This window comes from Sphingomonas sp. (assembly GCF_032114135.1).
Taxonomy (GTDB): Bacteria; Pseudomonadota; Alphaproteobacteria; order Sphingomonadales; family Sphingomonadaceae; genus Sphingomonas.
This window is the reverse complement of the sequence record NZ_DAMCTA010000001.1, coordinates 363,399-388,979: the sequence shown is the minus strand read 5'-3', so window position 1 is coordinate 388,979 and position 25,581 is coordinate 363,399. Positions and strand designations below refer to the sequence as shown.

25 protein-coding genes and 1 tRNA gene are annotated in these 25,581 nt (G+C 67.9%); 10 read left to right on the top strand and 16 right to left on the bottom strand.

What is annotated here, in order from left to right; all coding sequences use genetic code 11:
* Nucleotides 1-40 precede the first annotated feature (40 nt).
* A complete protein-coding gene (locus RT655_RS01945; protein ID WP_313534707.1) occupies nt 41-460 on the bottom strand; it encodes a hypothetical protein in 420 nt (139 codons plus the stop codon).
* 4 nt (nt 461-464) lie between these two features.
* Nucleotides 465-1,535, bottom strand: coding sequence for a recombinase RecA (gene recA, locus RT655_RS01940; RefSeq protein ID WP_313534706.1), 1,071 nt, complete (start codon nt 1,533-1,535; stop codon nt 465-467).
* Between the two features lie 138 nt (nt 1,536-1,673).
* Here recA and RT655_RS01935 point away from each other — a divergent pair, with 138 nt between their 5' ends.
* Entirely contained in the window at nt 1,674-2,393 is a 720-nt protein-coding gene (locus tag RT655_RS01935) for an MOSC N-terminal beta barrel domain-containing protein (protein WP_313534704.1), read from the top strand.
* Nucleotides 2,394-2,424: 31 nt separating this feature from the next.
* Here RT655_RS01935 and RT655_RS01930 read toward each other — a convergent pair whose 3' ends face one another.
* From RT655_RS01930 to RT655_RS01915, 4 genes are read right to left on the bottom strand one after another with little or no spacing between them, the layout of a single operon-like run.
* Nucleotides 2,425-4,470 carry a S9 family peptidase gene (locus RT655_RS01930; protein ID WP_313534703.1) on the bottom strand — a complete coding sequence of 682 codons (2,046 nt, stop codon included), beginning with the start codon at nt 4,468-4,470 and terminating at the stop codon, nt 2,425-2,427.
* A gap of 53 nt (nt 4,471-4,523) precedes the next feature.
* The gene (locus RT655_RS01925) at nt 4,524-4,970 is read right to left on the bottom strand and encodes a DUF2497 domain-containing protein (protein WP_313534702.1); all 447 of its coding nucleotides are present in this window, start codon (nt 4,968-4,970) and stop codon (nt 4,524-4,526) included.
* A 37-nt stretch (nt 4,971-5,007) separates the two neighbouring features.
* Nucleotides 5,008-6,561, bottom strand: a complete 1,554-nt coding sequence (locus RT655_RS01920; protein ID WP_313534701.1) for a TolC family outer membrane protein — start codon at nt 6,559-6,561, stop codon at nt 5,008-5,010.
* 17 nt (nt 6,562-6,578) lie between these two features.
* Nucleotides 6,579-7,262, bottom strand: coding sequence for a protein-L-isoaspartate O-methyltransferase (locus RT655_RS01915; RefSeq protein WP_313534700.1), 684 nt, complete (start codon nt 7,260-7,262; stop codon nt 6,579-6,581).
* A 164-nt stretch (nt 7,263-7,426) separates the two neighbouring features.
* Here RT655_RS01915 and RT655_RS01910 point away from each other — a divergent pair.
* Nucleotides 7,427-7,500 (top strand) — tRNA-Cys (locus RT655_RS01910).
* A gap of 95 nt (nt 7,501-7,595) precedes the next feature.
* Here RT655_RS01910 and RT655_RS01905 read toward each other — a convergent pair.
* Nucleotides 7,596-7,997, bottom strand: coding sequence for a glycine zipper 2TM domain-containing protein (locus RT655_RS01905; protein WP_313534699.1), 402 nt, complete (start codon nt 7,995-7,997; stop codon nt 7,596-7,598).
* 201 nt (nt 7,998-8,198) lie between these two features.
* Here RT655_RS01905 and RT655_RS01900 point away from each other — a divergent pair, with 201 nt between their 5' ends.
* From RT655_RS01900 to RT655_RS01885, 4 genes are all read left to right on the top strand, one after another.
* Nucleotides 8,199-8,417 carry a hypothetical protein gene (locus tag RT655_RS01900; RefSeq protein WP_313534698.1) on the top strand — a complete coding sequence of 73 codons (219 nt, stop codon included), beginning with the start codon at nt 8,199-8,201 and terminating at the stop codon, nt 8,415-8,417.
* Between the two features lie 3 nt (nt 8,418-8,420).
* Complete coding sequence (locus RT655_RS01895; protein ID WP_313534697.1) at nt 8,421-8,711, top strand: hypothetical protein; 291 nt, start codon at nt 8,421-8,423, stop codon at nt 8,709-8,711.
* A gap of 41 nt (nt 8,712-8,752) precedes the next feature.
* Complete coding sequence (gene cysS / locus RT655_RS01890) at nt 8,753-10,183, top strand: cysteine--tRNA ligase (RefSeq protein WP_313534696.1); 1,431 nt, start codon at nt 8,753-8,755, stop codon at nt 10,181-10,183.
* 238 nt (nt 10,184-10,421) lie between these two features.
* A complete protein-coding gene (locus RT655_RS01885; protein WP_313534695.1) occupies nt 10,422-10,853 on the top strand; it encodes a TM2 domain-containing protein in 432 nt (143 codons plus the stop codon).
* On the opposite strand, the gene RT655_RS01880 is transcribed toward RT655_RS01885, so the two are convergent.
* Genes RT655_RS01880 through RT655_RS01870 form a run of 3 tightly spaced genes read right to left on the bottom strand, consistent with a single transcriptional unit; the run spans nt 10,854 to nt 13,860 of the window.
* The gene (locus tag RT655_RS01880; protein WP_313534694.1) at nt 10,854-12,095 is read right to left on the bottom strand and encodes an adenosylmethionine--8-amino-7-oxononanoate transaminase; all 1,242 of its coding nucleotides are present in this window, start codon (nt 12,093-12,095) and stop codon (nt 10,854-10,856) included.
* Entirely contained in the window at nt 12,095-12,721 is a 627-nt protein-coding gene (gene bioD, locus RT655_RS01875; protein ID WP_313534693.1) for a dethiobiotin synthase, read from the bottom strand. Before bioD ends, RT655_RS01880 begins: the two co-directional genes overlap by 1 nt.
* The gene (locus RT655_RS01870) at nt 12,718-13,860 is read right to left on the bottom strand and encodes an 8-amino-7-oxononanoate synthase (RefSeq protein WP_313534692.1); all 1,143 of its coding nucleotides are present in this window, start codon (nt 13,858-13,860) and stop codon (nt 12,718-12,720) included. The genes bioD and RT655_RS01870 overlap by 4 nt, the downstream gene beginning before the upstream one ends.
* A 331-nt stretch (nt 13,861-14,191) precedes the next feature.
* On the opposite strand from RT655_RS01870, the gene RT655_RS01865 reads away from it, so the two are divergent.
* The gene (locus tag RT655_RS01865; protein WP_206431223.1) at nt 14,192-15,562 is read left to right on the top strand and encodes a class II 3-deoxy-7-phosphoheptulonate synthase; all 1,371 of its coding nucleotides are present in this window, start codon (nt 14,192-14,194) and stop codon (nt 15,560-15,562) included.
* A gap of 18 nt (nt 15,563-15,580) precedes the next feature.
* Here RT655_RS01865 and RT655_RS01860 read toward each other — a convergent pair whose 3' ends face one another.
* Both RT655_RS01860 and RT655_RS01855 read right to left on the bottom strand, forming a co-directional pair.
* On the bottom strand, nt 15,581-16,096 hold the full coding sequence (locus tag RT655_RS01860) for a PilZ domain-containing protein (RefSeq protein WP_313534690.1): 516 nt from the start codon (nt 16,094-16,096) through the stop codon (nt 15,581-15,583).
* A gap of 272 nt (nt 16,097-16,368) precedes the next feature.
* Complete coding sequence (locus RT655_RS01855; RefSeq protein WP_313534689.1) at nt 16,369-16,800, bottom strand: DUF488 domain-containing protein; 432 nt, start codon at nt 16,798-16,800, stop codon at nt 16,369-16,371.
* Nucleotides 16,801-16,960: 160 nt separating this feature from the next.
* Between RT655_RS01855 and RT655_RS01850 the strand changes: the two genes are divergently transcribed.
* The 3 genes from RT655_RS01850 to trmFO are packed head-to-tail and all read left to right on the top strand — an operon-like array spanning nt 16,961 to nt 19,848.
* Nucleotides 16,961-17,449, top strand: coding sequence for a MarR family transcriptional regulator (locus RT655_RS01850; RefSeq protein WP_313536875.1), 489 nt, complete (start codon nt 16,961-16,963; stop codon nt 17,447-17,449).
* Nucleotides 17,450-17,476: 27 nt separating this feature from the next.
* Nucleotides 17,477-18,478: an SRPBCC family protein gene (locus RT655_RS01845; RefSeq protein WP_313534688.1), complete on the top strand. Its 1,002-nt coding sequence runs from the start codon at nt 17,477-17,479 to the stop codon at nt 18,476-18,478.
* Nucleotides 18,479-18,531: 53 nt separating this feature from the next.
* On the top strand, nt 18,532-19,848 hold the full coding sequence (trmFO, locus tag RT655_RS01840; protein ID WP_313534686.1) for a methylenetetrahydrofolate--tRNA-(uracil(54)-C(5))-methyltransferase (FADH(2)-oxidizing) TrmFO: 1,317 nt from the start codon (nt 18,532-18,534) through the stop codon (nt 19,846-19,848).
* 171 nt (nt 19,849-20,019) lie between these two features.
* Here the strand turns inward: trmFO and RT655_RS01835 are convergent, their stop codons facing one another.
* Genes RT655_RS01835 through RT655_RS01820 form a run of 4 tightly spaced genes read right to left on the bottom strand, consistent with a single transcriptional unit; the run spans nt 20,020 to nt 25,550 of the window.
* Entirely contained in the window at nt 20,020-21,516 is a 1,497-nt protein-coding gene (locus RT655_RS01835; RefSeq protein ID WP_313534685.1) for a Ppx/GppA family phosphatase, read from the bottom strand.
* A gap of 4 nt (nt 21,517-21,520) precedes the next feature.
* A complete protein-coding gene (locus tag RT655_RS01830) occupies nt 21,521-23,689 on the bottom strand; it encodes an RNA degradosome polyphosphate kinase (protein WP_313534684.1) in 2,169 nt (722 codons plus the stop codon).
* Entirely contained in the window at nt 23,686-24,300 is a 615-nt protein-coding gene (locus RT655_RS01825; RefSeq protein WP_313534683.1) for a chromosomal replication initiator DnaA, read from the bottom strand. The genes RT655_RS01830 and RT655_RS01825 overlap by 4 nt, the downstream gene beginning before the upstream one ends.
* A complete protein-coding gene (locus RT655_RS01820; RefSeq protein ID WP_313534682.1) occupies nt 24,297-25,550 on the bottom strand; it encodes a heavy-metal-associated domain-containing protein in 1,254 nt (417 codons plus the stop codon). The genes RT655_RS01825 and RT655_RS01820 overlap by 4 nt, the downstream gene beginning before the upstream one ends.
* Between the last annotated feature and the right edge of the window lie 31 nt (nt 25,551-25,581).

The window sequence follows — 25,581 nt, the reverse complement described above, 5'->3', positions numbered from 1 at the left end:
GAAATCCTCGCAAGCGTGCGACGCTTCAACGAGCCGTGGATCAGGCAGTTGCGCCAGATTTGTTATCCATGTCGATTTCAGTCGTGCCGGAGGCGCCGGCCGCCGCAACGGCGATCAGCGCCCGCAGCGCCGGTTCGTCACCGGACGCAACCGCGCCCAGGCAGACATAGCGGCCGCGCCGCCCCTCGCCTCGCAGCAATCCCGCAGGATCGGGCAGCCGGGCCCCCTCGGCAAAGTGGAACAGCAGGTTGGGCGCGTCGACGACCAGCCGCAGTACCACCTGGCTGCTATCAAGCGACGTATAGACAAACGTCCGCCCTTCCCCAAGCGCCGTCTCCCGCTCCACCGCCTCGGGCCATGCCGATCGCAGCAAGGCCCGGGCAGTGGCGAGGCGGGTGGCGAGGCCGGCCGGGGACGCAGCATCGCACGTCCCGTCAGGCCCCGGCGCCGCCGAAGTCATCCGATCAGATATCGTCGTCGGGCTCCGGACCGGCCATCAGTCCCTCGGCGACCTGCTCGGTACGACCGCGGATCGCAGCTTCGAGGCGATTGCAAACCTCGGGGTTCTCGCGCAGGAAGTTCTTCGAATTCTCGCGCCCCTGGCCGATGCGGATGCTGTCATAGCTAAACCAGGCACCCGCCTTCTCGACCAGCCCGGCCTTCACGCCAAGATCGAGGATTTCGCCGATCTTGGAGATGCCCTCGCCGTACATGATGTCGAACTCGACCTGCTTGAACGGCGGCGCCACCTTGTTCTTCACCACCTTGACGCGCGTCGCGTTGCCGATGATCTCGTCTCGGTCCTTGATCTGGCCGGTGCGACGAATGTCGAGGCGGACCGAGGCGTAGAACTTCAGCGCGTTGCCGCCCGTCGTCGTCTCCGGATTGCCGTACATCACGCCGATCTTCATGCGCAGCTGGTTGATGAAGATCACCATGCAGCGCGAGCGGCTGATCGAACCGGTCAGCTTGCGCAGGCTCTGCGACATCAGACGGGCCTGGAGGCCGACATGGCTGTCGCCCATCTCGCCTTCGATTTCGGCGCGCGGCACCAAGGCCGCGACCGAATCGACCACCAGCACGTCGATCGCGTTCGAACGGACAAGCGTATCGGTGATTTCCAGCGCCTGCTCGCCGGTATCGGGCTGCGACACGATCAGTTCGTCGATATTGACGCCCAGCTTCTTGGCGTAAACGGGGTCGAGCGCGTGCTCGGCGTCGACGAAGGCGGCGACGCCGCCATTCTTCTGCGCCTCGGCGATCACGTGCAGCGCCAGCGTCGTCTTGCCCGAGCTTTCCGGACCATAGACTTCGATCACGCGGCCGCGCGGCAGGCCGCCGACACCGAGCGCGATGTCGAGCCCGAGCGACCCGGTGGAGATCGCCTCGACCTGCATCGTCTCCTTCGAGCCCAGCCGCATGGCCGAGCCCTTGCCGAAGGCGCGGTCGATCTGCGCGAGGGCGGCGTCGAGCGCCTTCTGCTTGTCCGTGGGATTGGCCATATTGCCGTCGATCACCTTGAGAGATGCTGCCATTGGGAAGCCCCGTCGCTAGAGGGTTTACGCACCGCGTTCAACACTGTTGCAGCGGTTGTATCGCATTTGTTCCGCGAGAACAAGAGGGGAACTTGACGAAGGTTGCGCACATGGGGCACGCGCGCTAGCTGCGGTGGCGTGACCTTGATCGTCGGCCATGTCTCCGCGCTTGCCCGCTTTCCGGTGAAGTCGATGGCGGGCGAGACGCTGTCGGTCGCCGAGGTCGACTGGCAGGGCATCGAGGGCGACCGCCAATATGCCTTTGTTCGTGCGCAAAATGGGACGCGTTTTCCATGGCTTACTGCCCGGGAGGTGCCGGGCATGGTCCTCCACCGGGCGCGCTTCGCTGACCCCGGCGCGCCCAAGACCAGCGCGATCATGGTGGAAGCCCCGGACGGCGGTGTCCGCGCGCTGCACGACCCCGGCCTGCACGCCCATCTGGCGGAGGCGGCGCGCGAGCCGGTGTCGTTGATCCAGGTGGCGCGCGGCGTCTATGACTCCATGCCGATCTCGCTCCAGACAAGCGCCGGGCATCGCGCGCTGGAAACCGCGCATGGCGGCCGGATCGATCCGCGCCGGTTCCGCATCAACGTCACGATCGAAAGCGAACTGCTGCCCGAGCAGTGGCAGGGCCTGCGCCTCGCCTTTGGCGATCCGAGCGAAGACGGCGCGATCGTGCACTGCGCCGATCCGATCCAGCGATGCGTGCTGGTCACCATCGATCCGGACACCGGCGCCAAGGACCCGACGATCCTGCGCACCGTCGCCCAGCGCTTCGCCGCCTGCTACGGGCTCTATTCCGCACCGGCGCGACCCGGGTTGATCCGCGTCGGCGACCCGGTGCGCATTCTCGCCTGAAGCGGAGGGGCCGGAGCCCCTCCCCAGCCGCTTACTTCCCCGGCTTGCCCGTCCACTGGTCCATCCAGCCGAGCACCTCGCCATACCATTGCAGCGAGTTCTTCGGCTTGAGCACCCAATGGTTCTCGTCCGGAAAGACGAGCAGCTTGGACGGAATCTCGCGGCGCTGGAGCGCGGTGAAGGCCGCCAGGCCCTGGGTATAGGGGATGCGGAAGTCCTTCTCGCTGGTGATCACCAGCTGCGGGGTCTTCCAGGCGCTGACATAGTTGACCGGGTTCCAGCGCTCGAACGCGGCGGGGTCCTCGAAATAGGCCTTGCCGCCATGTTCCCACTCGTCGAACCAGAGCTCCTCGGTTTCGTACGCCATGGCGCGCGCGTCGAACACGCCGTCATGCTGGACGATGCACTTGAAACGATCGGGCCACTGGCCCTCGATCCAGTTCATCATATAGCCGCCGTAGGAGGCACCGAGCGCGCAGGCCTTGTCGCCGTCGAGGAAGGCGAAGCGATCGGTTGCGGCGCGCAGACCCTTCTTCAGGTCCTCCAGCGGCCCCCCGCCCCAATTGTTGCGGATCGCATCGGTGAAGGCTTGGCCATAGCCGGTCGAGCCGTGGAAATCGACCGCGACCACCGCATAGCCGGCACCCGCAAACACCGCCGGGTTCCAGCGGTACGACCAGCTGTTGCCCATGCTGCCCTGCGGCCCGCCATGGACGATGAACGCGATCGGCGCCTTGGCTCCCGCCGCCAGCCCCGCCGGCTTGGCGACATAGCCCCAGACGGTATCGCCATTGGCGCCGTTGAAGCTGTAGCGGGTCACCTCGGGCATCGCGATGCCGGCCAGCTTCTCGGCGTTCACGGACGTAAGCCGCGTGCTCTTCTTGCCCTTGAGCCAGTAGAAATCGTCCGGCGCGGTGAGGCTGTTCATCGCATAGACGAGCCCGCCTTTGGTCGGCACCACCGCGGAGACGCTGCCCTTCTCAGTCAGCCGCTCGACCTTGCCCGCCAGCGACACGGCGAAGACCGGTTCTTCCTGCACGTCCTGCGCGGTGACGTAGATCGTCTTCGAGTCCGAGGCCCAGGCAATCGAGGCGACCGAGCGGTCCCAATTGGCGGTAAGCGCGCGCACGTCCCCGGTGGCGAGGTTGCGGAGCATCAGCACCTGGCGATCGGCTTCATAGCCCGGGCGCGCCATCGCGAACCAGGCCAGCCACTTCCCGTCGGGCGACGGCGTCGGCAGATTGTCCATGCCGCCATTGCCCTTGGTGAGGTTCACCGGCGCCGCGGAGCCATCCGCAGGGGCGGCGAAAATGTCGAGATTGGTCGACAGCGACTCGATCCGACCCGCCTCGCGCAGTGCGAAATAGATCGTCTTGCCATCGGCGCTCCAGGCGACCTCCTCGCCGCCGCCCGAAGGCTTGGAGGGCGTGTCGCCGACCAGCCCGCCTTCGATCGCGACACCGTCGCCGGTCGCGCCCTGTTGCCCGAACGGCAGGACGAAGAGCTGCGAGCGGGTGCCGTCCGCCCATGCATCCCAATGGCGCACGAACAGCTGCTGATAGACGCGGCCCGAGCCGGCGTTCGGATCCTTCTTCTCCATCGCCGTCGTCACCGTCGGCGCGCCCGGCTTGCGATCCGCCCAGACGAGCAGCTTGGCGCCGTCGGGCGAGACCTTGAAGCCGCTGAAGCCGCCCTGGATATGGGTCAGCTGGGTCGGCGTGCCGCCGGTGATCGCCACGCCCCAAACCGCGTCCTCGCCGCCCTTGTCGGACTGGAACCACACGGTCTTGCCGTCGGCGGAGAATTGCGGCGCGGTTTCGTTGACCAGCGGCTCGGCGACCAGCTTCTCGGGCTTGGTGCGCTTGGCGGTCAGGTCGAGCCGCCACAGGTCATAGCGGCCCTTGTTCGCAGCGAGGTCGGTCTCGCGCTGCTGCCAGACGAGCCAATGGCCGTCCGGCGAGACGGCGGGCGCCCCCACGCGGGAGAGGCCGACAAGGTCCTGGATGGTGAGGTCTCGCGCCGATGCGGGCGCAGCGATGGCGGCGAGCGCGACGCTCGCGACGAGGAACTGCTTCATGCCCCCGACGATAGCCGGAAGGTAACGCCCGATACAATCGCCCGATTTGCGGTTCAGCGGGCGCCGGTGATGCGGGCGATCTCGCGCGCGACGATCTGCTCGACCAGCTGCGGCAGGTTCTGGTCCAGCCAGTCGCGCAGCATCGGCTTGAGCATCTCGCGCACCAGGCCTTCCAGCGTGTCCGATCCGGCGACCTGCGGCTTGACGATCAACCGCGACAGCGCCTCGAGCTTCTCGCGGCTCGCCTCCGCGACGCGATCGGAGAGGATCGGGTCCACCGGGGCCAGCGCAGGCGCCGGCTCCTCCGCGATCGGCTCGTGCAGTTCGAGCACGTCCTCGTAGGGTTGCTCGGCCCCGGCATGCTCCGCCTCAGGCTCAACCTCGGGCACGGCCCGAAGCGGGCGGCCGCGGGCGAACGCGCCGGGCTCGTCATCGGCGATGATCCGTTTGATCGATGCGAGGATTTCCTCCATCGACGGCTCGCTGCTGGCAGTCCCCATCGCGTCCATCCTGGCGTTCGAGTGCGAACCCCCTCAATCAGGGATTGGGGCGGTCGCTGTCAACCGGGCGCTGGAGCACCGGATCGAGCGGCGCCCCGATGACTTCCGGCCCCTGCGGCGGGGTGGTGCGGGTGCTGGTCGCCACCGGCTGGGGCGCCTTGTCGTCGCCCCAGTCGTTGATGCGGTTGCGCACGCGATTATAGTTCACGCTCGGGTCGTAGAGCAGCCGGCTGTCGAAGCTGAGGTCCTTGGCCTGGGCCCGGCCCATCGAGGCCAGCAGGCTGAAACCGGCGACATAGGCGTCGCGCTCCGCCGTGACATACTGGACCTGGGCGTTGAGCAGTTCCTGCTCGGCGTTGAGGATGTCGAGGATCGTTCGCGTACCGACGCTGTTTTCGGCGCGGACGCCTTCGAGGCTGAGCTGGTTGGCCTGCACCGCCGTGCGGGTCGATTCGATCACGCGCAGCGCGGCCTGGTAGCTGGCATAGGCCGAGCGCGCCTGGGCGATCACGCCGCGTTCGGTGAGCGTCACCGTCTCGATCGCGGCGCCCTCGCGGGCCTGCGCCTGGCGGACCTGCGCGGCGGGGCGCCCGCCCTGGAACAGCGGCATCGTCACCTGCACACCGACGGTGGCGGTGGTCGTGGTGGGGGTGAGGCCGGCGCGGCGCCCGATATCGCCGACCGAGCCGAGATAGTTGAGATAGGTGCCGCCCGCGCCTAGGCTCACCTGCGGCAGACGACCGGCCTGCGCGACCCGGGTATCGTAGCGCGAGGCGTCGCGCGCGAGTTGCGCCGCTTCGAGAAAGGGGTTGTTGGCGAGCGCCACCTGCTCGGCGGTCTGCACGTCCTGCGGCAGATTGGGCAGCGCCGGCGGCGGTGCGAGCACGCCCGGCGGGGTGCCGACGACCTGGATATAGGTCTCGCGGCTGCCGATCAGCTGCGCCTCGGCGCTGCGCAGCTGCGACTGGGCGAGCGCTAGTCGCGCCTCGGACTGTGCGACGTCCGTGCGGGTCAGGTCACCCACCTGGAAGCGATCGCGCGTCGCCTGGAGGTTCACCTCGAGGACGTGGACATTTTCCTGGTTGAGGCGGACGATCGATTCGTCACGGATGACGTTGAGATAGGCGGTGACGGTCTGGGTGAAAATGTCGGCCTCGGCCCCGCGCAGATTGGCGCGGCCGGCATTCACCCGCACCTTGGCGGCACGCACCGAATTGCGGATGCTGCCGCCGCTGTAGATGGGCTGCGACAGGTTGAGCCCCACCTGCGCCTGGCGCGAAGGCGTCAGCGCCGTCGCGTTAGTATTGTACAGGCTGTCGTTCGCGGCGCCGTTGGCGCTGAGCCCGGGCAGTCCCTGCGAGCGGGCGATCGGAACATTCTCGTCGTTTGCGCGCTGATTAGCGCGTTGCGCCTGGATGTCCGGGTTGGTGGCATAGGCCTGGGCCAATGCGTCCTGCAGCGTCGTCGTCGGCGCGGCAGTCTTGGCGCCGGGAGACGGCACGTCCTGCCGACCGCTGGGCGCAGTCTGGGCGAATGCCGGTGCCCCGAGGGAAACGAGGCTCACACCAATGAGCAAAATGTTCAGTCGCATGAGCCCCGCTTTTAAGGTTAAAAGGTAAATTTTCTCGGTTTCTCGAAGCCTGGCAGCGTCGCCACTTCGATGTCCAGGAAGTCCGCCAGACCGAAGCCCCCCTCGGTGCGGCGGCCGAGCGCCAGCCGCGTCACGCCGCGGTCGATCACGCCCGTCACGATGCGGCCGCCGACCTTGACCTGGTCGATAATCGCCTGCGGCAGCTCTTCGACGGCACCGTCGATCACGATCAGGTCGTACGGTCCCCGTGCGGCCCAGCCGGCGTTGAGCGGGCCCTGGACCAGCTCGACATTCGCCGCGCCGGCGAGCCCGCCGCGTGCAATCGCGAGCAGCCCCTGCTCTTCCTCGAGCGCGACCACCGAGGCCACCAGCGGCGAGAGCAGCGCCGCGGCATAGCCACCGGCGGCACCCACCAGCAGGACATGGTCGCCGGGCTGCAGTTCGGCCTCGGTCAGCAGCCGGCCCGTCGCCAGCGGCGAATCGTGGCGGCGGCCGCTGCCGAGCGGCAGCAGCGTGTCGCGATAGGCAAGTGCGCGCTGCTCCGGCGGGAGGAACACTTCGCGCGGGACTTGCGACATCGCCGTCACCACGCGGGGATCGTTCACTGCGTTGGTACGCAGCTGGCTCGCCACCATGGCGTGGCGCATCGCTTCGAAACGGGGCGCTTCGAGGGGCGCAGGGTCGACCATAAGGGCCATCATCACTCCGCTTGTCGCACAACCGTATTAGTTGTGCAATACACTTGTTGCTGTCCCGAGGCTTCTATCGCGGAGTGCGGGGCTCGCCAAGCGAGCGCGACGTTATTTTGAAACTCTGTTGACATCACCCCCGCCCCGAGGGCATTTGCCGCGCCTCACCTCCGGATGGCCCGATGGCGGAATGGTGACGCAGCGGACTGCAAATCCGTATATGCCGGTTCGATTCCGGCTCGGGCCTCCAGCGGCGCCAGATGCGCCCTTCTCCATACCACGAGAAACGCGAAGGGCGCCCGCTGCCCCGTGCAGCGGACGCCCTTGCGTTGCTATTGGCCGGGATCAGCGGCCGTTGCGGCAGTCGCCACCGTCCACCGCGCGGCCGGCCAGCGCGCCGGCGCCCGCACCGATGATCATGCCGGTGCCGCTGCGGCGATAGGAGCTGCCGCGGCCGATCTCGCCACCCAGCAGGCCACCGGCGATCGCGCCGAGGATGGTGCCCGCGGTGCCGTCGCTGCAGCGCTGGCGATAGTTGCGACCGCGATAGGCGTAGCGCGGACGATCGTCGCGATAGTCGCGGGCATCACGATAATCGCGATAGTCCCGGTAATCGCCGCGATAGTCGCGGTCGTAGCGGCTATAGCCGTCGCGATAGCCCCAGTCCTGAGCGGCCGCCGGGGTCGCGGCGATCGAACCGGTCATCAGCGTGGCAGCCATAGTGGCGCCGATCAGAAACTTCTTCATCTCGTATCTCCTCGCGGCGGCAGCCTGTGCCGCCGTCTGAACCCTGATTCGCACAAACACGCTGTTCGCATCCTGAATGCGCCCGTTAGGTAATGTTCAGCTAACGGATTGCCCCGGTTCGGGACGTCCGGCACGCCGCGTACATGCGGAACCATGACACCTTGGAAACGTTCTTTCTGCCTATTGGAGGGAACCTTCCGCATGTACGATTTCGGCATCCGCCGCGCCCTTAGCGGCTATCGCCTGGCCTATCGCCCGCACGAGACCAATCCCTGCCCGGGCTGCGGCCAGTCGCACTGGATCGTCGGACGGGCGACGGCCGAATGCGCCTTTTGCAGCACCGCGCTGCCGCTGCATCACAGCGCGGTCGGCGGCAGCGCGCTGCACGCTCGCCCCGCCCATCCGCCGCTCGCCGCCTGATCCATGACCAGCATCGCCAACACCTCGCCGATCGAGCGTATCGCCCGCGTCATCGCCGCGGAGATGCTGAGCCCCAACGCCGAGGGTGCGGGCGAACTCGGCCGCCCGGTGAGCGAGATCGTCGACACGATCTGGGCGCGGGAGACCGATCGCGCGCTGGCGGTGATGCGTACCCTGCGCGAACCGACCGCGACGATGATCGAGGCCGGCCGCGTCGCGGGGGACGATCCCGCCCGCATCTGGAGCGCCATGGTCAACGCCGCGATCGCCGAGGCCGTTGCGCAGGCTGACTAAGCCGGGTTTGTCCGCGGCATTTTGTTCGCTATGCGCACACGATGCATGACGCTCCGCTGACGCTCTACAATTCGCTTTCCCGTTCGCTCGAGCCGTTCCAGCCGCTCGACCCTGCCAAGGGCGTGCGCGTCTATTCGTGCGGGCCGACGGTCTACAACTATGCCCATCTCGGCAATCTGCGCGCCTATGTGTTCACCGACACGCTGAGCCGGGTGCTGCGCTGGAAGGGCTATCCACTCACCCACATCATCAACATCACCGATGTCGGCCACCTGACCTCGGACGCCGATGCCGGCGACGACAAGATGGAAGCGGCGGCGCGCGCTCAGGCAATGAGCATCTGGGACATCGCCGCGCACTATACCGCCGCGTTCAAGCAGAACATCGCCGATCTCAATATCGCCGAACCGAGCAAATGGTCGGTGGCGACCGATCACATCGCGCAGATGATCGCCTTCGCCGAGAAGATCGCGCCCGCGCATTGCTACGAGCTCGACTCAGGCCTCTACTTCGACGTGACGACGGTGCCCGACTATGGCCGCCTCGCCGGCGCCGCCGATGATGCCGCGGAAAGCCGGATCGATCCCGTGGACGGCAAGCGCCACCCGCAGGACTTCGCGATCTGGCGCAAGTCGCCGCCGGGCGAGCAGCGCCAGATGGAATGGGATTCGCCCTGGGGCAAGGGCGCGCCGGGCTGGCACCTCGAATGCTCGGTGATGAGCATCCAGTATCTCGGCGCGCCGTTCGACATCCATACCGGCGGCATCGACCATCGCGAGATCCATCACCCCAACGAAATCGCGCAGAACCAGGCCTATTGCGGCTGCGGCGATACCGGCGCGCACTTCTGGATGCACAACAACTTCCTGGTAGATCGCCAGGGCAAGATGTCCAAGTCCAAGGGCGGGTTCACAACGCTCCAGTCGCTGATCGACGCGGGCGTGCACCCCCTCGCCTATCGCCTGCTGTGCCTCCAGGCCCAGTATCGCAGCGAGCTGGAATTCTCGGCCGAGAACCTCGCCGCGGCGCTCACCCGGCTCAAGCGGCTGGTGATGACGGTGACCGCGCTCCGGGCGCGCGCCGAGGGCGAAGGCACCGCGCAGGCGGTGTGGCTGGAGAAGCTCGGCGCCGCGGTGTCGGACGATCTCAACACCCCCAAGGCGCTGCCCGTGCTCGACGAGATGTTGGCCGACAAGCGCACGTCGCCGGCGGACCGGCTGGCGGCGCTGGCCGAGTTCGACAAGGTGCTGGGACTGCGGCTCGCCGAACTCACCCGCGAGGAACTGCGCGTGCAGCCCAAGGGCGCGACGATTACGCCCGAAGCGATCGCCGACCTGCTGGTCGAGCGCAAGGAAGCCAGGGTAGTGAAGGACTTCCAGCGCTCGGACCGGATCCGCGACGATCTCGTCGCGGCGGGCATCGAAGTGATGGACGGCGATCCGCTCGGCTGGGACTGGAAGCCGGCACTGTAACATGAAGCTCCTCCCCGGCACGGGGAGGGGGACCGCGCGGCGCAGCCGCGTGGTGGAGGGGCCGCGCCGACAGGCGCGGTGATTGCCGCTAGCATCGGATACCGCCGCGTGCCGCGGCGGCCCCTCCACCATGTGTTGTGCATATGGTCCCCTTCCCCGTGCCGGGGGGGGGGGGAATTTTGCTTGCGTTACCGCCGGTACCTCCCCCACAAAACGCGACGATTTTCCGGGGGAAGCAATGCGCGGGCAAGTATTGGGGGTGGATCGATCGAGCGGCGAAGGCCAGATTTCGGGCGAGGATGGCGGCCGCTATGTCTTCACCCAGGAAGACTGGAGCGACAGCCGCCACCCCGCGATCGGCGCCAAGGTCGATTTCGACGTCGACGGCAAGCGCGCGCGCCGCATCTTCCGCCTACTGGAGGGCTCGGACGTGCCGGCCCCTGCCGGCGAACCGCGCAACAAGATCGTCGCCGCGGTGCTCGCGCTGTTCCTGGGCACACTCGGCATCCACCGTTTCTATCTCGGCCGCACCGGATCGGGCGTGGTGATGCTGTTGCTCACCTGCACCGTGGTTGGGCTGCTGATCACCGGCGTCTGGGCGTTCGTCGACGCGATCCGCTATCTGCTGATGAGCGATACCGAGTTCGCCCAGCGCTATCCGCGCCGCTGATCAGGCGGCGAGGAAGGCGGGCACCAGCCCCCAGACCTGGTCGAGCTGTTCGCGCGTGATGCTGTAGGGCGGCATCACGTACACGGTGTTGCCCAGCGGCCGCAGCAGCACGCCCCGCTCGCGCGCGAACGCCATCAGCCGAGGGGCGATGGCCGAGAGATAGGTATTCTCCGGCTGCGCGATCTCCAGCGCGGCGATCGTACCCATGCGGCGATGGCCAACCAGGCCGGGGATGTTGGCCAGCCCGTCCAGTGCCGCCTGCTGCCACACGCTCAGTTGCGCGATGCGCTCCAGCACCGGCTCGTCGCGCCAGATCGCGAGGTTCGCCACAGCGGCGGCGCAGGCGATCGGGTTGGCGGTGTAGCTGGAGGAGTGGAAGAACATCCGCGCGCGATCCTCGGACACATGCGCCGCGAAGATCGGCGCGGTCGCCAGCGTCACCGCCAGCGGGATCGCGCCGCCGGTGATGCCCTTCGAGAGACAGAGGATGTCCGGCACCACGTTTGCCTGCTCACAGGCCGTCAGCGTGCCGGTGCGGCCCCAGCCCGTCATCACCTCGTCTGCGATGAAGAGCACGTCGTGCCGCGTGCAGATCGCCCGCATCTCGGCGAGCAGCGCGGGGGTGTAAAAGAGCATCCCCCCTGCCCCAAGCACCAGCGGCTCGACGATGAACGCGGCGGCACCGGCGCGGCACTCCGCCTCCAGCGCGTCGAGCGTCGTCTGTTCGGCGCCCGCACTGGGAAAGGGGATGGTGCCGACGTCGAACAGCAGCGGCTGGTAGGGCCGGTTGAACACCCCGCGCGCGCCGACCGACATGCCGCCGATCGTATCGCCATGATAGCTGTGTTCGAGGACGAGGATGCGGCTGCGGTCCCCGCCGCGATTGTGCCAATAGCCGAGCGCCATCTTGAGCGCGACTTCCACCGCGGTGGAGCCGCTGTCGCTGAAGAAGACATGTTCCAGCGCATCGGGTAGGATGTCGCGCAGCCCGGCGGCGAGCGTCTCGGCGGGGTCGTGGGTCCAGCCGGCGAAGATGATCTGGTCGAGCTTGCCCGCCTGCTCGGCAATCGCCGCCAGGATGCGCGGGTTGCAATGGCCGTGCGTCGTCACCCACCAGGACGAGATCGCATCGATGAAGCTGCGGCCGTCGGCGGCGTGGATCAGCGCGTCCTTGGCATGGCTGACCATCGGGATCGGCTCGCCCAGGCCATGCTGGGTGAAGGGATGCCAGACCGACGACATCAGGCGAAGTCCGCCAGATCGAAGGCGTCGGCGAAGGCTTGGGCGAGTGCCGCGGGGTTCAGTTCGGGCAGCATCGGCAGGCGGCCGAGGCGCCGGACCTTGCCGATCGCGGCGATGGTCGCCTCGGTGTCCTCGACCGGGTCGCCTACAAAGGCGATGCCGTGGATCTGCACGCCCCGCGCGCGAAGTGCCTCGATCGAGAGCAGGCTGTGGTTGATCGTACCCAGCGCGGTGCGCGCGACCAGCACCACCGGCTTGCCCCAGCGCGCGAAGACATCGGCGTAGAGGATCTCGCGGGTCACCGGCACCAGCGCACCGCCTGCGCCTTCCACCACCAGCGGCCCGTCGACCACAGGCAGCGCCAGGCGATCGAGGTCGATCGTCACATCGTCGACCTCGGCGGCCAGATGCGGCGAGCAGGGCGTGACCAGGCGATAGGCCTCGGGAAGAACGTGCCCGATCGGCAGGCCCGACAGCGCCGCGGTGCGCTCGCTGTCGCTGCCGTCGTCGAGGCCGGCCTGGATGGGCTTCCAGTAACGGGCACCGAGCGCGCCGGCGAGGGCTGCAGCGAACACGGTCTTGCCGATGCCGGTATCGGTACCGGTGACGATGAAGGTCTGGGTCATGCTGTGATGGGCTCGGTTGCGGGGAGAAGCGTCGCCAGCCGTTCCGCGAGCGCGGCGATCTGGCCAGCCGACACATTGTTGGTGATCGAGATGCGCAGCCGCGAGGTGCCCGCGGGGACGGTGGGCGGCCGGATGCCGCGCACGTCGAAGCCGCTGTCCTGCAGCTCGCCGGCGACCGCCATGGTCCGCACATCGTCGCCGAGGATCAGCGGCAGGATCTGGGTGTCGCCCGCGGGAACGCCGATCGGCCACAGCGCGGCGCGGGCGGCGGCGATCCGCTCGGCCAGTGCGGCGCGGAGATCGTGCCCCTCCGCCACGATGCGCAGCGCTGCACGCAAGGCGGCCGCCATAAGCGGCGACGGCGCGGTAGAGAAAATGAATGCTCGGCCGCGATTGACGAGGAAGTCGCGGACGATTGCCGGGCCGGTGACCAGCGCGCCTTCGCAGCCCAGCGCCTTCCCGCAGGTATGCAGCGTGATTAGGTTCTCGGTCGGCACGCCATGAGCCAGCCCCTGCCCCTGCGGGCCGTACACGCCGGTGGCGTGGGCTTCGTCGACGAGCAGGATCGCGTCCTCGGACACGGCGAGCGCCGACAGTTCGGCCAGCGGCGCGACATCACCGTCCATGCTGTAGAGGCTTTCGACCGCGATCCACACGCGCCCCGCCCCGCCCTCGCGACGCCAACCGGCGATCGCCTCGGCAAAGGCCGCGACATCGTTATGGGCCGCCTGTCGTGCTTCCGCCCGGCCGAGGCGCATGCCTTCGTGCGCGCTTGCGTGAACGAGTTCGTCGAACAACAAGAGGTCGCCGCGCTGCGGCAAGGTGCCGAGCAACGCCGCGTTGGCCGAATAGCCGCTGGAGAAATACAGCGCCGACTCGCGGCCGAAAAAGGCTGCTGCCTCGGCCTCGAGCGCTTCGTGCTCGGGATGGTTGCCGCGGAGCAGCCTCGATCCGCCCGAGCCAATTGGCACGTCGCGCGCCAGTGCCGCCGCCACCGCGTCGCGCAGCGCCGGCGAGTCGGACAGGCCGAGATAATCGTTGGACGCGAAGTCCGCGCCTTCGCGGGCGATCAGCCTGCGCCCACGGCCGCGGGCCGCGAGGTCGGCAAGGTCGCGCGCCTGTGCTTCGAATGCGTGCATCGCGGCGCGGCTACACCCGGCCGCGCCCGCGTGCAATCGATCCGCCGGCCTTTACCCAGCCAGGGTAAGAAATTGCTTGCATCCATTTACCCCGGCCGGGTAAGGCGCGGACATGACGACGTTAGCCGGTTCCAAGATCCGCCAGTTTCGCGAGGAACGCACCCTCACCCGCGCCGCTTTCGGTGCCTGGTTCGATACGCCAGGCTCGACCGTGCAGGGTTGGGAGACCGACGGCAAGCGCGCCAACACCAAGGTGATGAACCAGATAGCGGCGATGGGAATCGCCGAGCATGCGGATTGGCACGTCGCCGTCCGCGACGTGGAGAGTGCAATGGCAAGCTGGACCCCCGATAGCTGGACGCGCGCCGAAGCGCGCCAGATGCCGCAATATCCGGACAAGGGCGCGCTCGACGCCGCCACCCGGCAGCTGAGCAGCTATCCGCCGCTGGTGTTCGCCGGCGAGGCACGCGAGCTTACCGCGGAGCTGGGCAAGGTCGCGCGCGGCGAGGCGTTCCTGCTCCAGGGCGGCGACTGTGCCGAGAGCTTCGCCGAGTTCCACCCCAACAACATCCGCGACACCTTCCGCGTGATCCTGCAGATGGCGGTGGTCCTCACCTTCGCCTCGAAGCTGCCGACGGTGAAGCTCGGCCGCATGGCCGGCCAGTTCGCCAAGCCGCGCTCGGCCGATACCGAGGTGATCGATGGCGTCGAGCTGCCCAGCTACCGCGGCGACAATGTCAACGACATCGCCTTCACGCCCGAGGCGCGGATCCCCGATCCGCAGCGGATGGTGCAGGGCTACAGCCAGTCGGCGGCGACGCTGAACCTGCTGCGCGCCTTTGCAAATGGCGGCTATGCCAATTTGCATCAGGTACATAAGTGGACGCTCGATTTCATGGGCAAGAGCCCCTGGTCGGCCAAGTTCGCCGATGTCGCGGACCGGATCGGCGAGGCGCTCGACTTCATGGAGGCGTGCGGGATCAACCCCGATACCGTACCACAGCTCAAGGGCACCGACTTCTACACCAGCCACGAGGCGCTGCTGCTTCCCTATGAGCAGGCGCTGACCCGGCAGGACAGCCTGACCGGCGACTGGTACGATACCTCGGCGCATTTCCTGTGGATCGGCGACCGCACCCGCTTCGAGGGCTCGGCGCATGTCGAGTTCCTGCGCGGCATCGGCAACCCGATCGGGATGAAGTGCGGGCCGAGCCTGGAGCCCGACGCGCTGCTGCGGCTGCTCGACACGCTCAACCCGGGCCGGGTGCCGGGACGGATGACGCTGATCACCCGCTATGGCCATGACAAGATCGAGGCAGGCCTGCCCAAGCTGGTTCGTGCGGTGAAGCGCGAGGGCCATCCGGTGGTGTGGAGCTGCGATCCGATGCACGGCAACGTCGTCAAGGCGGCCAACGGCTACAAGACGCGGCCGTTCGACCGCATCCTCGCCGAGGTTCGCGGCTTCTTCGCCGTCCACCGCGCCGAGGGCACCTTCGCCGGCGGCATCCATGCCGAGATGACCGGGCAGAACGTGACCGAATGCACCGGCGGGGCGATCGCGATCACCGAACAGGGTCTCGCCGATCGCTACCACACGCATTGCGACCCGCGGCTCAACGCGGGTCAGAGCCTGGAACTGGCGTTCCTGCTCGCCGAGATGCTCAACGACGAAATGGCCGAGCGCCGCAAGGCCGCAGCCTGACGCCCGGCGGCGCGTTGCTCAGCGGAGCAGCGCGCCCGCCAGCGCCCACAGGCCATAGCCGAGCGCGAACACCAGCATCCAGGCAAGCACCGCGCTGCCGACGATGATCGCCAGCCGGGTACGGACCGAGAATTTCTCGTCCCCGGCCGCTGCGCTCCAGCCTTCGACCACCGGCGGGGTGGCCTGCGGCGTCGGCAGCGGCGTCTTGGGGAAGGCGATCGGCGTCGCGGCGGGGCCGGAGACTGCGGTGCGCAAGTCCGCGTCACTCAGCGGGGTGACGAACTCGCAGCCATAGATGCCGGCGGTGCCCCACACGACCGATGCCTCGCGCGTGCCGATCCCGGCAATGCCGAGCGCGATCGCGTCGCCCACCTTGAGTTCCGCACCCGCGACGACGCGGAAGCCGCCGTTCGACAGATCCTCGATCGTCACGTCAACGGGCGCCCAGTCCGAGTCGCGCAGCGTCGCCTCTAGTTCGACGCTGTGCCGCTCGGCCCAGCGCCCGTCCTGATACAGTCGTGCCGCGATACCCATAAGCGCTCCACTGGCGTGCATTGGGGTCCGCTCTGCACCCAGAGGCGTTGCGAGGCGGTAAACGCCGCCGAAATTATCTTAATATTTCATGGTTAACGAAGGTTTTCTGGCCACGCGCGACAATTTTGGGGCCACGCGGCAAACAAGCGACACGCGGCTGCAACATGGTGCGGGCAAATGCTCCCTTGTCGGCGCGTTTCGTTCCCCCTCGCGTCGACTCTCCCCGAACTAAACGGGGCAGTCCCCCGGGACTGCCCCGGCCTTTTTGGGGATCAGGCGTAGAGGTCGATTACCTCCGCCCCCTCGCCCTCCGCTTCCAGCAGCAGCGTCCGGTGGCAATGGCACGGATCGCGCTCGTAACAGAGCAAGGCGCTCGGCTTCTCCGCCGCGAGCGCCCGCATCTGCGCCACCTGTGCCTGCGCCTCGGGCAGACCCAGCTGGACGTCATAGACTTCGCGCAGGGTCGCCACGTCGCCCTTCTTCGCCGCGTCGCGCCCGCGCTTGGGGGTGCCGAGCTGCTTGAGATGGACATAGTCGATCCCTGCCTCGCGCAGGCTCGCGGCCAGGCTCGACTTGGAGAAACCCGGCCGCCGCGACAGCGGCAGCGCGCGTACGTCGATCACCCGCTGCACGCCGGCCTTGGTGAGCGCGGCGAGGAACTCGGCCATGGTGGTGGCTTCATAGCCAATGGTAAAGATCTTCATCGGGGCTCCTTCATGGGACAGAATGCTCGGCGCGCAGCGTTCGTCGCAACCGCCTTGACCGATGCCACGATGCTGCTATTTCTGAAATTACAGAAATTAAGGAAGTGACGTGATCAGCGACCATCCCGATGCCAAGGCCTTTATCCTCCATTGGGGGGAAATGGGAACGCATTGGGGGGTCAACCGCTCGGTCGCGCAGATCCACGCGCTGCTCTATCTCTCCGACGCACCGCTGCCCGCCGAGGATATCGCCGAGGCGCTGGGGCTGGCCCGCTCCAACATCTCGACCGCGCTCAAGGAGCTGATGGCCTATGCCATCGTCCGGCGCGTCCATATCGACGGCGACCGCCGCGACCATTTCGTCGCCGAGACCGACCTGTGGGAGCTGCTGCTGCGCATCTCCGCCGAGCGCAAGCGCCGCGAGATCGACCCGACGCTGGCACTGCTTGCGGCGCTTTCCGAGCGGCTGGCGAACGACGATAAGGCGCCCGAGCAGCTCCGCGAGCGGATCACGCGGATGCACCAGTTCATCACCACGCTCGGCGACTGGTACGACCAGATGCGCCAGCTGCCCAGGCCCACCCTGGTCACGCTGATGAAGCTGGGCCGCAGGATCGCAACCTTCCTCCCCGGCAAGCGCGACGGATAGCGTCCGCCGCGCCGAAAGGAGTTTCCGATGACCGAAGTCTCTCCCCGCCGCCGCAAGGCGGCGATCCGGGTCGCGTGCGCGCTGGCGGCCGGCCTCGCTTTCTGCCTCGCCGTCTACCTACTGCTGACGGCCGCCAACCCCAGCGGGCTGATCAGCTTCTCCTTCCTGGTCATCCTGCCGGCCGCCGTGACCGCGTTCATCCTCGGGATCGCCGACCCGTTCCGCGAGCGCTCGCGCGCCTTTTACACGCGCAAGATCCCCGTGGCGCTGCTGGTTGCGGTGGTGTCGACTTCGCTGGTGTTTCTCTATGAGGGCATCCTCTGCATCGTGATGCTGGCGCCGATCTGGTATCTGCTCAGCACGCTGGGTGGCTACCTCGCCTGGCGCGGGTTCGGGCCGCGCGAGGACGAGGCAGGACAGATGCTGCGCTCCAGCGCGCTGCTGCTCCTGCCGGTGCTGGCGATGCAGGCCGACCCCTATGTCCCGCTGCCCGTCGCCGAGGCCGTCGTCCGCCGATCGATCATAGTGGAGGCGACCCCCGCGAAGATCTGGCCGCTCGCGCAGGGCGTGGGGACGATCGCCCCCAGCGAGGGGACGTGGAATATTTCGCAGGACGTGATCCGCCTGCCCCGCCCGGTCAGCGCGCGGCTGGCCGGTACCGGCCCGGGCGCGATCCGCTATGTGCGCTGGCAGCAGGGCCTGTCGTTCAAGGAGGTCATCACCGACTGGCAACCGGCCAGGCGGCTGTGGTGGCGCTTCCGCTTCGACAAGGACGAGATGGGCGGCTGGGAGCTGCAGGATCGCCACCTGATGCCCGACAGCGCCTATTACCGGATCACCGATGGCGGCTACACCCTGGAGCCGCTGGGCGACGGCCGGACGCGGCTGACACTGACGACCCGCTATCGCGTGCGGACGCCGGTGAACGGGTATGCGAGGCTGTGGGGCGAGTTTTTCCTCGGCGACGTATCCAGCAATGTGCTGGCCGTGATCGCGCAGCGCGCGGAAGCCGCAGGGGTTGCGCGCTGAGCCGTGGGGACTATGTCCGCCTGCTTCCCCGTTCCAACAGCTAGAGTACGCCCATGCCCGGCCACGACATCCATATCATCGGCGGCGGCCTCGCCGGATCGGAAGCCGCGTGGCAGCTGGCCCAGGCCGGCCACAAGGTTCGTCTGTCGGAGATGCGCGGCTCGGGCGAGATGACCCCGGCGCACCAGAGCGACCGGCTCGCCGAGCTGGTCTGCTCGAACAGCTTCCGTTCGGACGATGCCGACAGCAATGCGGTCGGGCTGCTCCACCAGGAGATGCGCGCGCTCGGCTCGCTGATCCTGACCCAGGGCGACATCCACAAGGTGCCCGCCGGATCAGCACTGGCCGTGGACCGCGACGGCTTTGCCGACGGGGTGACCGCCGCGCTGGAGGCCCACCCCAACATCACCATCGTTCGAGAGCGGGTCGACACCCTGCCTGCCGAGGGCCGCACGATCGTCGCTACGGGTCCGCTCACCGCCCCGATGCTGGCGGAGAGCATCGGCCGCGCGACCGGCAAGGACAGCCTCGCCTTTTTCGACGCAATCGCGCCGATCGTGCACCGCGAGTCGATCGACATGGAGATCGCCTGGTTCCAGAGCCGGTGGAACAAGGGATCGGGCAAGGATTACATCAATTGCCCGATGTCCAAGGAGCAGTATCTCGAATTCCACGCCGCGCTGATGGCGGGCGAGAAGACCGAATTCCGGGAATGGGAAAACGTCCCCTATTTCGAAGGCTGCATGCCGATCGAAGTGATGGCCGAGCGGGGGGTGGACACGCCGCGCTATGGACCGATGAAGGGCGTGGGCCTGGACGATCCGCGCACTGGGCGCTGGCCCTATGCCGTGGTGCAGCTGCGGCAGGATAATGCCAGCGGTACGCTGTGGAACATGGTCGGCTTCCAGACCAAGCTCAAATATGCCGAGCAGGTGCGACTGTTCCGCACCATCCCAGGGCTGGAAAATGCAGAATTCGCGCGGCTGGGGGGATTGCACCGCAATACCTTCCTGCGCTCGCCCGAGCTGCTAGACGGCACGCTGCGGCTGAAGAGCGCGCCCAATATCCGCTTCGCCGGGCAGATCACCGGCTGCGAGGGATATGTGGAGAGCGCCGCGATCGGCATGCTGGCGGGGCGGTTCGCCGCTGCGGAGATTGCCGGCGCGGACCTGCCGGCGCCGCCGCGCGAGACGGCGCTGGGAGCGCTGCTGTCGCACATAACCGGCGAGGCGGAGATCGAGACCTATCAGCCGATGAACGTCAATTTCGGCTTGTTCCCGCCGATCGAGGGCCGGACGAAGAAGGCCGATCGCAAGCGGATGTATACCGATCGGGCGCGGGCGGCGCTGAAGGACTGGCTGGCGGCCTGAGCAAGGCCAGCAGTCACCCTCACCCTCCCCACCGCCTTCGGCGGCGGGTCCCCTCCCTCTCCCGCAGGCGGGAGAGGGCATTGGGCTAAAATCCCTCTCCCGCCTGCGGGAGAGGGAGGGAGGCGCGAAGCGCCGGAAGGGTGAGGGTGCGTGCGAGTGCACCCCTCCCCCTCACGTCTCCAGCACCGGCTCCTTCGCCATCGCAAGGGCCAGCGCGCGGTGGCGCTTCTCCACCGCCTCGCCGTAGAGCGGCTCGTCACCATCGGCGAGGCTGAGCACCAGCGCATTGCCGTCCAACCGTAGCCGCGAGCGCCGCAGCGGCCGCGCGACGCCGCCGCTCAGCCGCTGCCCCAATCGCATCGCCAGTCCCCAGCGCTTGGCCTCGGCCAGTGCCTCGGACGACGCTAGCCGTTCGAGCGGCACCGGGCTGTCCAGCGCCCCACCGAGCGAGGTGTAGAGCGCCTGCGCGACGATCGCGCGACCGGCGGCGTCGATGCCCACCCAGTTGCCGTGCAGCCCGATCTCCATGCCGCGTTCGGCGCGAAATTCGGGGTTCGCGCGCCAGCCCACATCGGCGAGCAGGCAGGCGGCATGGCGCAGCCGCGCCCATTCCGGCCCGTCGCGGAACAGCGGCGCGAGCCAGGCATCGAGCAGGTCGCCATGCTCCGGGAAGCGCCCGGAGCGCTGGCCTTCCTCGCGCGCGGCGACGATCAGCGGATCCTGCAGCCGCTCCTCGGCCGAGAGGCGCTGGAACAGCAGCCCTTCGCGCAGACCATAGGCCGAGACGATCGTCCCGCTGCTGCCCAGCTGCCGGGTCACCGCGACCAGCAGCGCGGCGGCGTCCCCCAGCGAGGGGATGCGCGCGCTCGACAGGTCAGGAACCGTCTTGAGATCGGCTTTGGTCGCGCCTTCGACGCGGCGGCCCAGCTCTTCCACCCGATCGATCGCCAGCAGATAATGATGGACAATCGGCAGCGGGTAATCGGTGAGATGCATGTCGAGCTTGGCGAGCGAGCGCCACGAGCCGCCGACCATGTAGAAGGGCAACCCCTTGCCACGCCCCTTCCAGCCCGCCGCCTCGATCATGCGGGTGACTTCGCGCTCGAGCGCCCCCTTGCCCCGCGCCCGAATGGCACCGAGACGGAGTACGCCGAGCGGGAAGGACACACGATCCGTGACCGTTCCGGCGACGACGCGCACCAGTTCAAGGCTGCCCCCGCCGAGATCGCCGACGACGCCGTCCGCCTCGGGAATGCCCGACAGCACGCCGAAGCCAGACGCCGTCGCTTCCTCGACTCCCGAGAGCAGCTCGACCTTCAGGTCCAGCGCCTCGGCCATCGCCATCAGCTCGCCGCCGTTCGATGCATCCCGCACCGCGGCGGTGGCGACGGTGCGCAGCTCGCTCACCTGCATCTCGCGGGCGAGCAGCGCATAGCGACCCAATGCGGCGCGGGCGCTGGCAAGGCCGCCGGCATGGATCGCGCCGGTCTCGGCCAGTCCCTTGCCGAGACCGGCCATCACCTTTTCGTTGAACAGGATCGCGGGCAGCCGCGCCGGGCCCTCATAGACGACGAGGCGAATCGAGTTGGAGCCGATATCGATAATCGCGGTGCGCGGCCGGGCGCTTTTGGAAGCGGCACCCGGCACAGGTCGCAAGATGGTCGCCACGCGTTCAGCCGCCCTTTGCCGCGAGGCGCTGCTTGCGCGGCGACAGCTTAGGCACCGGCTTGCGCGCGTTCACCGCTGCGCCCCGCCCGGAAAGCGACGGGTTGGTCATGAAATAGCGGTGCAGATTGAATTCCCCGTCTTCGCCCGGCACGATCCGATCATAATGGCCGTCCGGCGCGAGCAGCCAGCTCTGCTCATTGTCGAGCAGGTTGGCGACCATCACCTGGTCCAGCACCTGATCGTGCACGGTCTTGTTGAGCAGCGGCAACATGAACTCGACGCGGCGATCGAAGTTGCGCTGCATCCAGTCGGCCGAGGAGATGTAGACTTTGGCGCCATCGTTCGGCAGCGCCTTGCCGTTGCCGAACACCCAGATCCGGCTGTGCTCGAGGAAGCGGCCGACGATCGACTTGACGCGGATATTCTCGCTCATCCCCGCGACGCCGGGGCGCAGGCAGCAGATGCCGCGCACGATCAGCTCGATCTGCACGCCCGCCGCGCTCGCCTGGTACAGTTTCTCGATGATCGCGGGATCGACCACCGAGTTCATCTTCGCCCAGATCGTGCCGGGGCGGCCGGCGCGGGCATGGCCGATCTCTTCCTCGATCAGGTCGCTTAGCCGGTCGCGCAGGTTGCGGGGACTGATCCCGAGCAGTTCCAGATGCTGCGGCTCGACATAGCCCGTCACGTAATTGAAAATCTGCGCCGCATCGCGCCCGATCCGGGGATCGGCTGTGAAGAAGCTCAAGTCGGTATAGATGCGCGCGGTGATCGGGTGGTAGTTGCCCGTGCCGAAATGGCAGTAGGTACGATAGCGGTCGCCCTCGCGCCGCACGACCATCGACACCTTGGCGTGCGTCTTCCAGTCGATGAAGCCATAGACCACCTGCACCCCGGCGCGCTCCAGCGCGGTCGCCCAATAGAGGTTCTGCTCCTCGTCGAAGCGGGCCTTGAGCTCGACCACCGCGGTCACCGACTTGCCGGCCTCGGCGGCGGCGATCAGCGCGTTGATCACTGCGGACTGCTTGCCGGCGCGATAGAGCGTCTGCTTGATCGCGACGACGTCCGGATCGGCCGCCGCCTGCTGGAGGAAGCTGAGCACGACATCGAACGTCTCGTACGGATGGTGGACGACGATGTCCTTGGCGCGGATCGCCGCGAAACAGTCGCCGCCATATTCGCGGACTCGCTCGGGGAAGCGCGCCGAGAAGGGGGTGAACTTGAGGTCCGGGCGATCCTCGTCGACCAGCATCGACAGGTCACCAACGCCGAGGAAGCCGCCGGTCTCGGTAAGCAGCGCGTCGCTGCCGCCGAGCTCTTCCTTGAGCACCGCTTCGAGATCGGGGGCGATGCCTTCCTCCATCTCCAGGCGGATCACCCGGCCGCGGCGGCGGCGCTTGATCGCCGAGCGGAAAGTGAGGACGAGATCCTCGGCCTCTTCCTCGATCTCGATGTCGCTGTCGCGCAGCACCCGGAAGGTGGCGGCCCCCACCATTTCATATCCGTGGAAGAGCAGCCCCCAGAAATGCTTGATCAGCGTTTCGATCGCGACATACCGCGCAGGGCTGCCCGGCAGGCGGACGAAGCGCTTGAGCGTCGTCGGCAGCATCACCAGTTCCTGGATCGGCTCGCGATCGGACTTGCGCAGCAGGTTGAAGATCACGCTCGATCCCTGGTTGGGGATGAACGGGAACGGGTGCGCGGGGTCGAGTGCCTGCGGGGTGAGGATCGGGAAGATCTGCTCGCGGAAATGGTTGGCGAGCCATTCCTCGGTCTCGCCTTCGATCGCATCGGCTTCTAGCACGAAGATGTTGGCCACCGCGAGCTGGGCGCGGATATCGACCCACACCGCCTGCTGCTCGTCGGCGAGCGTCGCCGCTTCGGCGGAGATCGCCTCCAGCTGCTGCGCCGGGGTGAGCCCATCGGCCGAGCGCGTGTCGATATTCTGGAGCTGCTGGCCCATCAGGCCCGCCACGCGGACCATGAAGAATTCGTCGAAATTGCTTCCCGAGATCGACAGGAAGCGCAGCCGCTCCAGCAGCGGATGCGCAGGGTTGCACGCCTCCTCCATCACGCGGCGGTTGAAGGCGAGCCAGGAGAGCTCGCGGTTGAAATAACGCGCTTCGGTGGGATCGGCGGGGGCGATGGTCGCAGGTGCGGCGGATTCGGTCATTCGCTCTCGCTATCGTCGGAATGCGTCAAAAGGCTTGCAGCCTGGAGTGTAGTCTTCACCACCGGGATCGACAAACGGCCGTCGGTTTCCATCTCCAGCACGTCGGCAACGCGCAGGATCGCGACATGGCTGCGTTCGATCCGCCTCGCGATCCAAGCGATCACGGCCGGGGTCGCATGGAGCAGGTGGCGGGTGAAGGCGCGTTCGAGCAGCAGCGGGATCAGCGCATCGTCGGGAGGGCCGATCTCGAGCAGCGGCGACGCGGCGAGGCGCGAGCGTAGATCGGGCAGCGTCACCTCCCAAAGCGGCGGCGCGGCATCGGCGACGATCAGCAGCGGGCGGCGCGCGCCCTGGGCGTCGTTCCAGGCGTGGAAGATATCGGCCTCGTCCGCGCGCTCGGCATCGTCGATGATCGTCGCGCCGTTCTTGGCGGCGAAGATCCGCGCGAGCAAGCTGCGACCGGACTTGCGCGGTCCCGTCAGCAGCGCCGCCATCACCGGCCAGGTCGCCCAATGTTCTAGCTGTTGGACCGCGCGGGCGTTCGAGTCGCTGACCAGGAAGTCCGTCTCGCTCGCTTCGGGCAGACCCAGCGGCAGGCGGAGCTGGCTCATTGCGCCTTGGGGGTCGGCGATGCCTGCGGCGCGGCTCCGCGACGGATGCGGAGGACGCCCGATCCTTCCTGGACGCTCCAGCCGCGCGACTCGAGCGCGGCGCGCAGCGCGGCCTGGCTGCCGTCGAACGTGACGCGCATCACTGAAATGCCACCCAGCGCGAGGCTGGTGGTGGTGGCGCTGCGCACGCCGGGCACGCCGCGTACTGCGCTTTCGGACGCGTTTACCGCGGCGGCGTTGGGCGTCTCTACCTGCACCGACAGCGCGGTGCTGGTGCTCGCGGTCGTCGCGCCCGGCGTCGGTTCCACGCTGGGCAGCGGCGTCGGCAGCGGGGTTTCCTCGGGCGCCGGCGCGGCTGGCTGCGCGACCGGCGGCCGCGCGGCGAGCACGGCATCGGTATGGAGCCGGCCGTCGGTCAGCGCTGCCTGATAGGCCTTGTCGATCCGCGCAACGGCGGTGTCGAACAGCGCGTCGATCGCGTCGCCATTGTCGATCCGCAGCGCGAAACTGGTGATCGCCTCGCCGTCCGGCCCGTGCTTGGCCGAGAAGATGCCGACGATCGGCCCGCCTGGATAATCGCGACGCAGCTGCACCTCGGCAACGAGCGTGTCGACCGCGCCATATTGGTCGAGCACCGTTCGCCACCAGTTGCGGCCATGGCGCAGCGTTTGACCGGTATTGACCAGCAGCCGGTCCGCACCCGTGCCGCGCAGGCGGACATAGTCGATCGTGCTGCCCGCCGCGCGCAGCCGGTTCCAGGCCCGCGCCCAGGCGGTGTCGCGCTCGAACACCTGGCCGACGCCGCCCGAATATTGCAGGGGCACCAAGAGCATCGGCGGCGAATGGGTGACCGCGATCGACACGCCGAGAATCGAGCCGGCCTTGGCCCGATCGAACTGCACGCCGAGGCTGGCGAGATAGCGATTGGGCCCGATCTGCTCGCGCTCGACGACGATGCCGGTGACGATCGCATCCAGGGCCGAATCGGAGAGCGACCCCGGCTTGCCCGTGAGTTGCTGCGACAGCATCGACCAGCCCTTGCGCTGCGCGATCCGCCAGCCGCCCTGCCGCGCGATCTCGGCATTTTTGCCCGAAACGTCGACCTTCACGCCGCTCACTTCGAAGCTGCCCGCAGCACCTACTGGAACGGCGGGCGCCCCGCCCTGTCCGCTTGCCGCCATGATGCCCGCACCGGCGAGCGCGAGCACCGAAAGGGCGCCAAGGACGGTTTTGGGACGGCGAAACTGCATGCGGGCGCCCTTTTGGCGAACCGGGCGTGGA

Excerpts from the sequence above, each read along its gene's own strand:
- RT655_RS01830 (WP_313534684.1), bottom strand. The coding sequence starts at position 23,689 with ATGACCGAATCCGCCGCACCTGCGACCATCGCCCCCGCCGATCCCACC.
- bioD (WP_313534693.1), bottom strand. The coding sequence starts at position 12,721 with ATGACCCAGACCTTCATCGTCACCGGTACCGATACCGGCATCGGCAAG.
- RT655_RS01855 (WP_313534689.1), bottom strand. The coding sequence starts at position 16,800 with ATGAAGATCTTTACCATTGGCTATGAAGCCACCACCATGGCCGAGTTC.
- RT655_RS01820 (WP_313534682.1), bottom strand. The coding sequence starts at position 25,550 with ATGCAGTTTCGCCGTCCCAAAACCGTCCTTGGCGCCCTTTCGGTGCTC.
- RT655_RS01845 (WP_313534688.1), top strand. The coding sequence starts at position 17,477 with ATGACCGAAGTCTCTCCCCGCCGCCGCAAGGCGGCGATCCGGGTCGCG.
- recA (WP_313534706.1), bottom strand. The coding sequence starts at position 1,535 with ATGGCAGCATCTCTCAAGGTGATCGACGGCAATATGGCCAATCCCACG.
- RT655_RS01865 (WP_206431223.1), top strand. The coding sequence starts at position 14,192 with ATGGCAAGCTGGACCCCCGATAGCTGGACGCGCGCCGAAGCGCGCCAG.
- RT655_RS01860 (WP_313534690.1), bottom strand. The coding sequence starts at position 16,096 with ATGGGTATCGCGGCACGACTGTATCAGGACGGGCGCTGGGCCGAGCGG.
- RT655_RS01895 (WP_313534697.1), top strand. The coding sequence starts at position 8,421 with ATGACCAGCATCGCCAACACCTCGCCGATCGAGCGTATCGCCCGCGTC.
- RT655_RS01900 (WP_313534698.1), top strand. The coding sequence starts at position 8,199 with ATGTACGATTTCGGCATCCGCCGCGCCCTTAGCGGCTATCGCCTGGCC.
- RT655_RS01920 (WP_313534701.1), bottom strand. The coding sequence starts at position 6,561 with ATGCGACTGAACATTTTGCTCATTGGTGTGAGCCTCGTTTCCCTCGGG.
- RT655_RS01885 (WP_313534695.1), top strand. The coding sequence starts at position 10,422 with ATGCGCGGGCAAGTATTGGGGGTGGATCGATCGAGCGGCGAAGGCCAG.
- cysS (WP_313534696.1), top strand. The coding sequence starts at position 8,753 with ATGCATGACGCTCCGCTGACGCTCTACAATTCGCTTTCCCGTTCGCTC.
- RT655_RS01930 (WP_313534703.1), bottom strand. The coding sequence starts at position 4,470 with ATGAAGCAGTTCCTCGTCGCGAGCGTCGCGCTCGCCGCCATCGCTGCG.
- RT655_RS01880 (WP_313534694.1), bottom strand. The coding sequence starts at position 12,095 with ATGTCGTCGGTCTGGCATCCCTTCACCCAGCATGGCCTGGGCGAGCCG.
- RT655_RS01915 (WP_313534700.1), bottom strand. The coding sequence starts at position 7,262 with ATGATGGCCCTTATGGTCGACCCTGCGCCCCTCGAAGCGCCCCGTTTC.
- RT655_RS01850 (WP_313536875.1), top strand. The coding sequence starts at position 16,961 with ATGGGAACGCATTGGGGGGTCAACCGCTCGGTCGCGCAGATCCACGCG.
- RT655_RS01870 (WP_313534692.1), bottom strand. The coding sequence starts at position 13,860 with ATGCACGCATTCGAAGCACAGGCGCGCGACCTTGCCGACCTCGCGGCC.
- RT655_RS01945 (WP_313534707.1), bottom strand. The coding sequence starts at position 460 with ATGACTTCGGCGGCGCCGGGGCCTGACGGGACGTGCGATGCTGCGTCC.
- RT655_RS01825 (WP_313534683.1), bottom strand. The coding sequence starts at position 24,300 with ATGAGCCAGCTCCGCCTGCCGCTGGGTCTGCCCGAAGCGAGCGAGACG.
- RT655_RS01905 (WP_313534699.1), bottom strand. The coding sequence starts at position 7,997 with ATGAAGAAGTTTCTGATCGGCGCCACTATGGCTGCCACGCTGATGACC.
- trmFO (WP_313534686.1), top strand. The coding sequence starts at position 18,532 with ATGCCCGGCCACGACATCCATATCATCGGCGGCGGCCTCGCCGGATCG.
- RT655_RS01925 (WP_313534702.1), bottom strand. The coding sequence starts at position 4,970 with ATGGGGACTGCCAGCAGCGAGCCGTCGATGGAGGAAATCCTCGCATCG.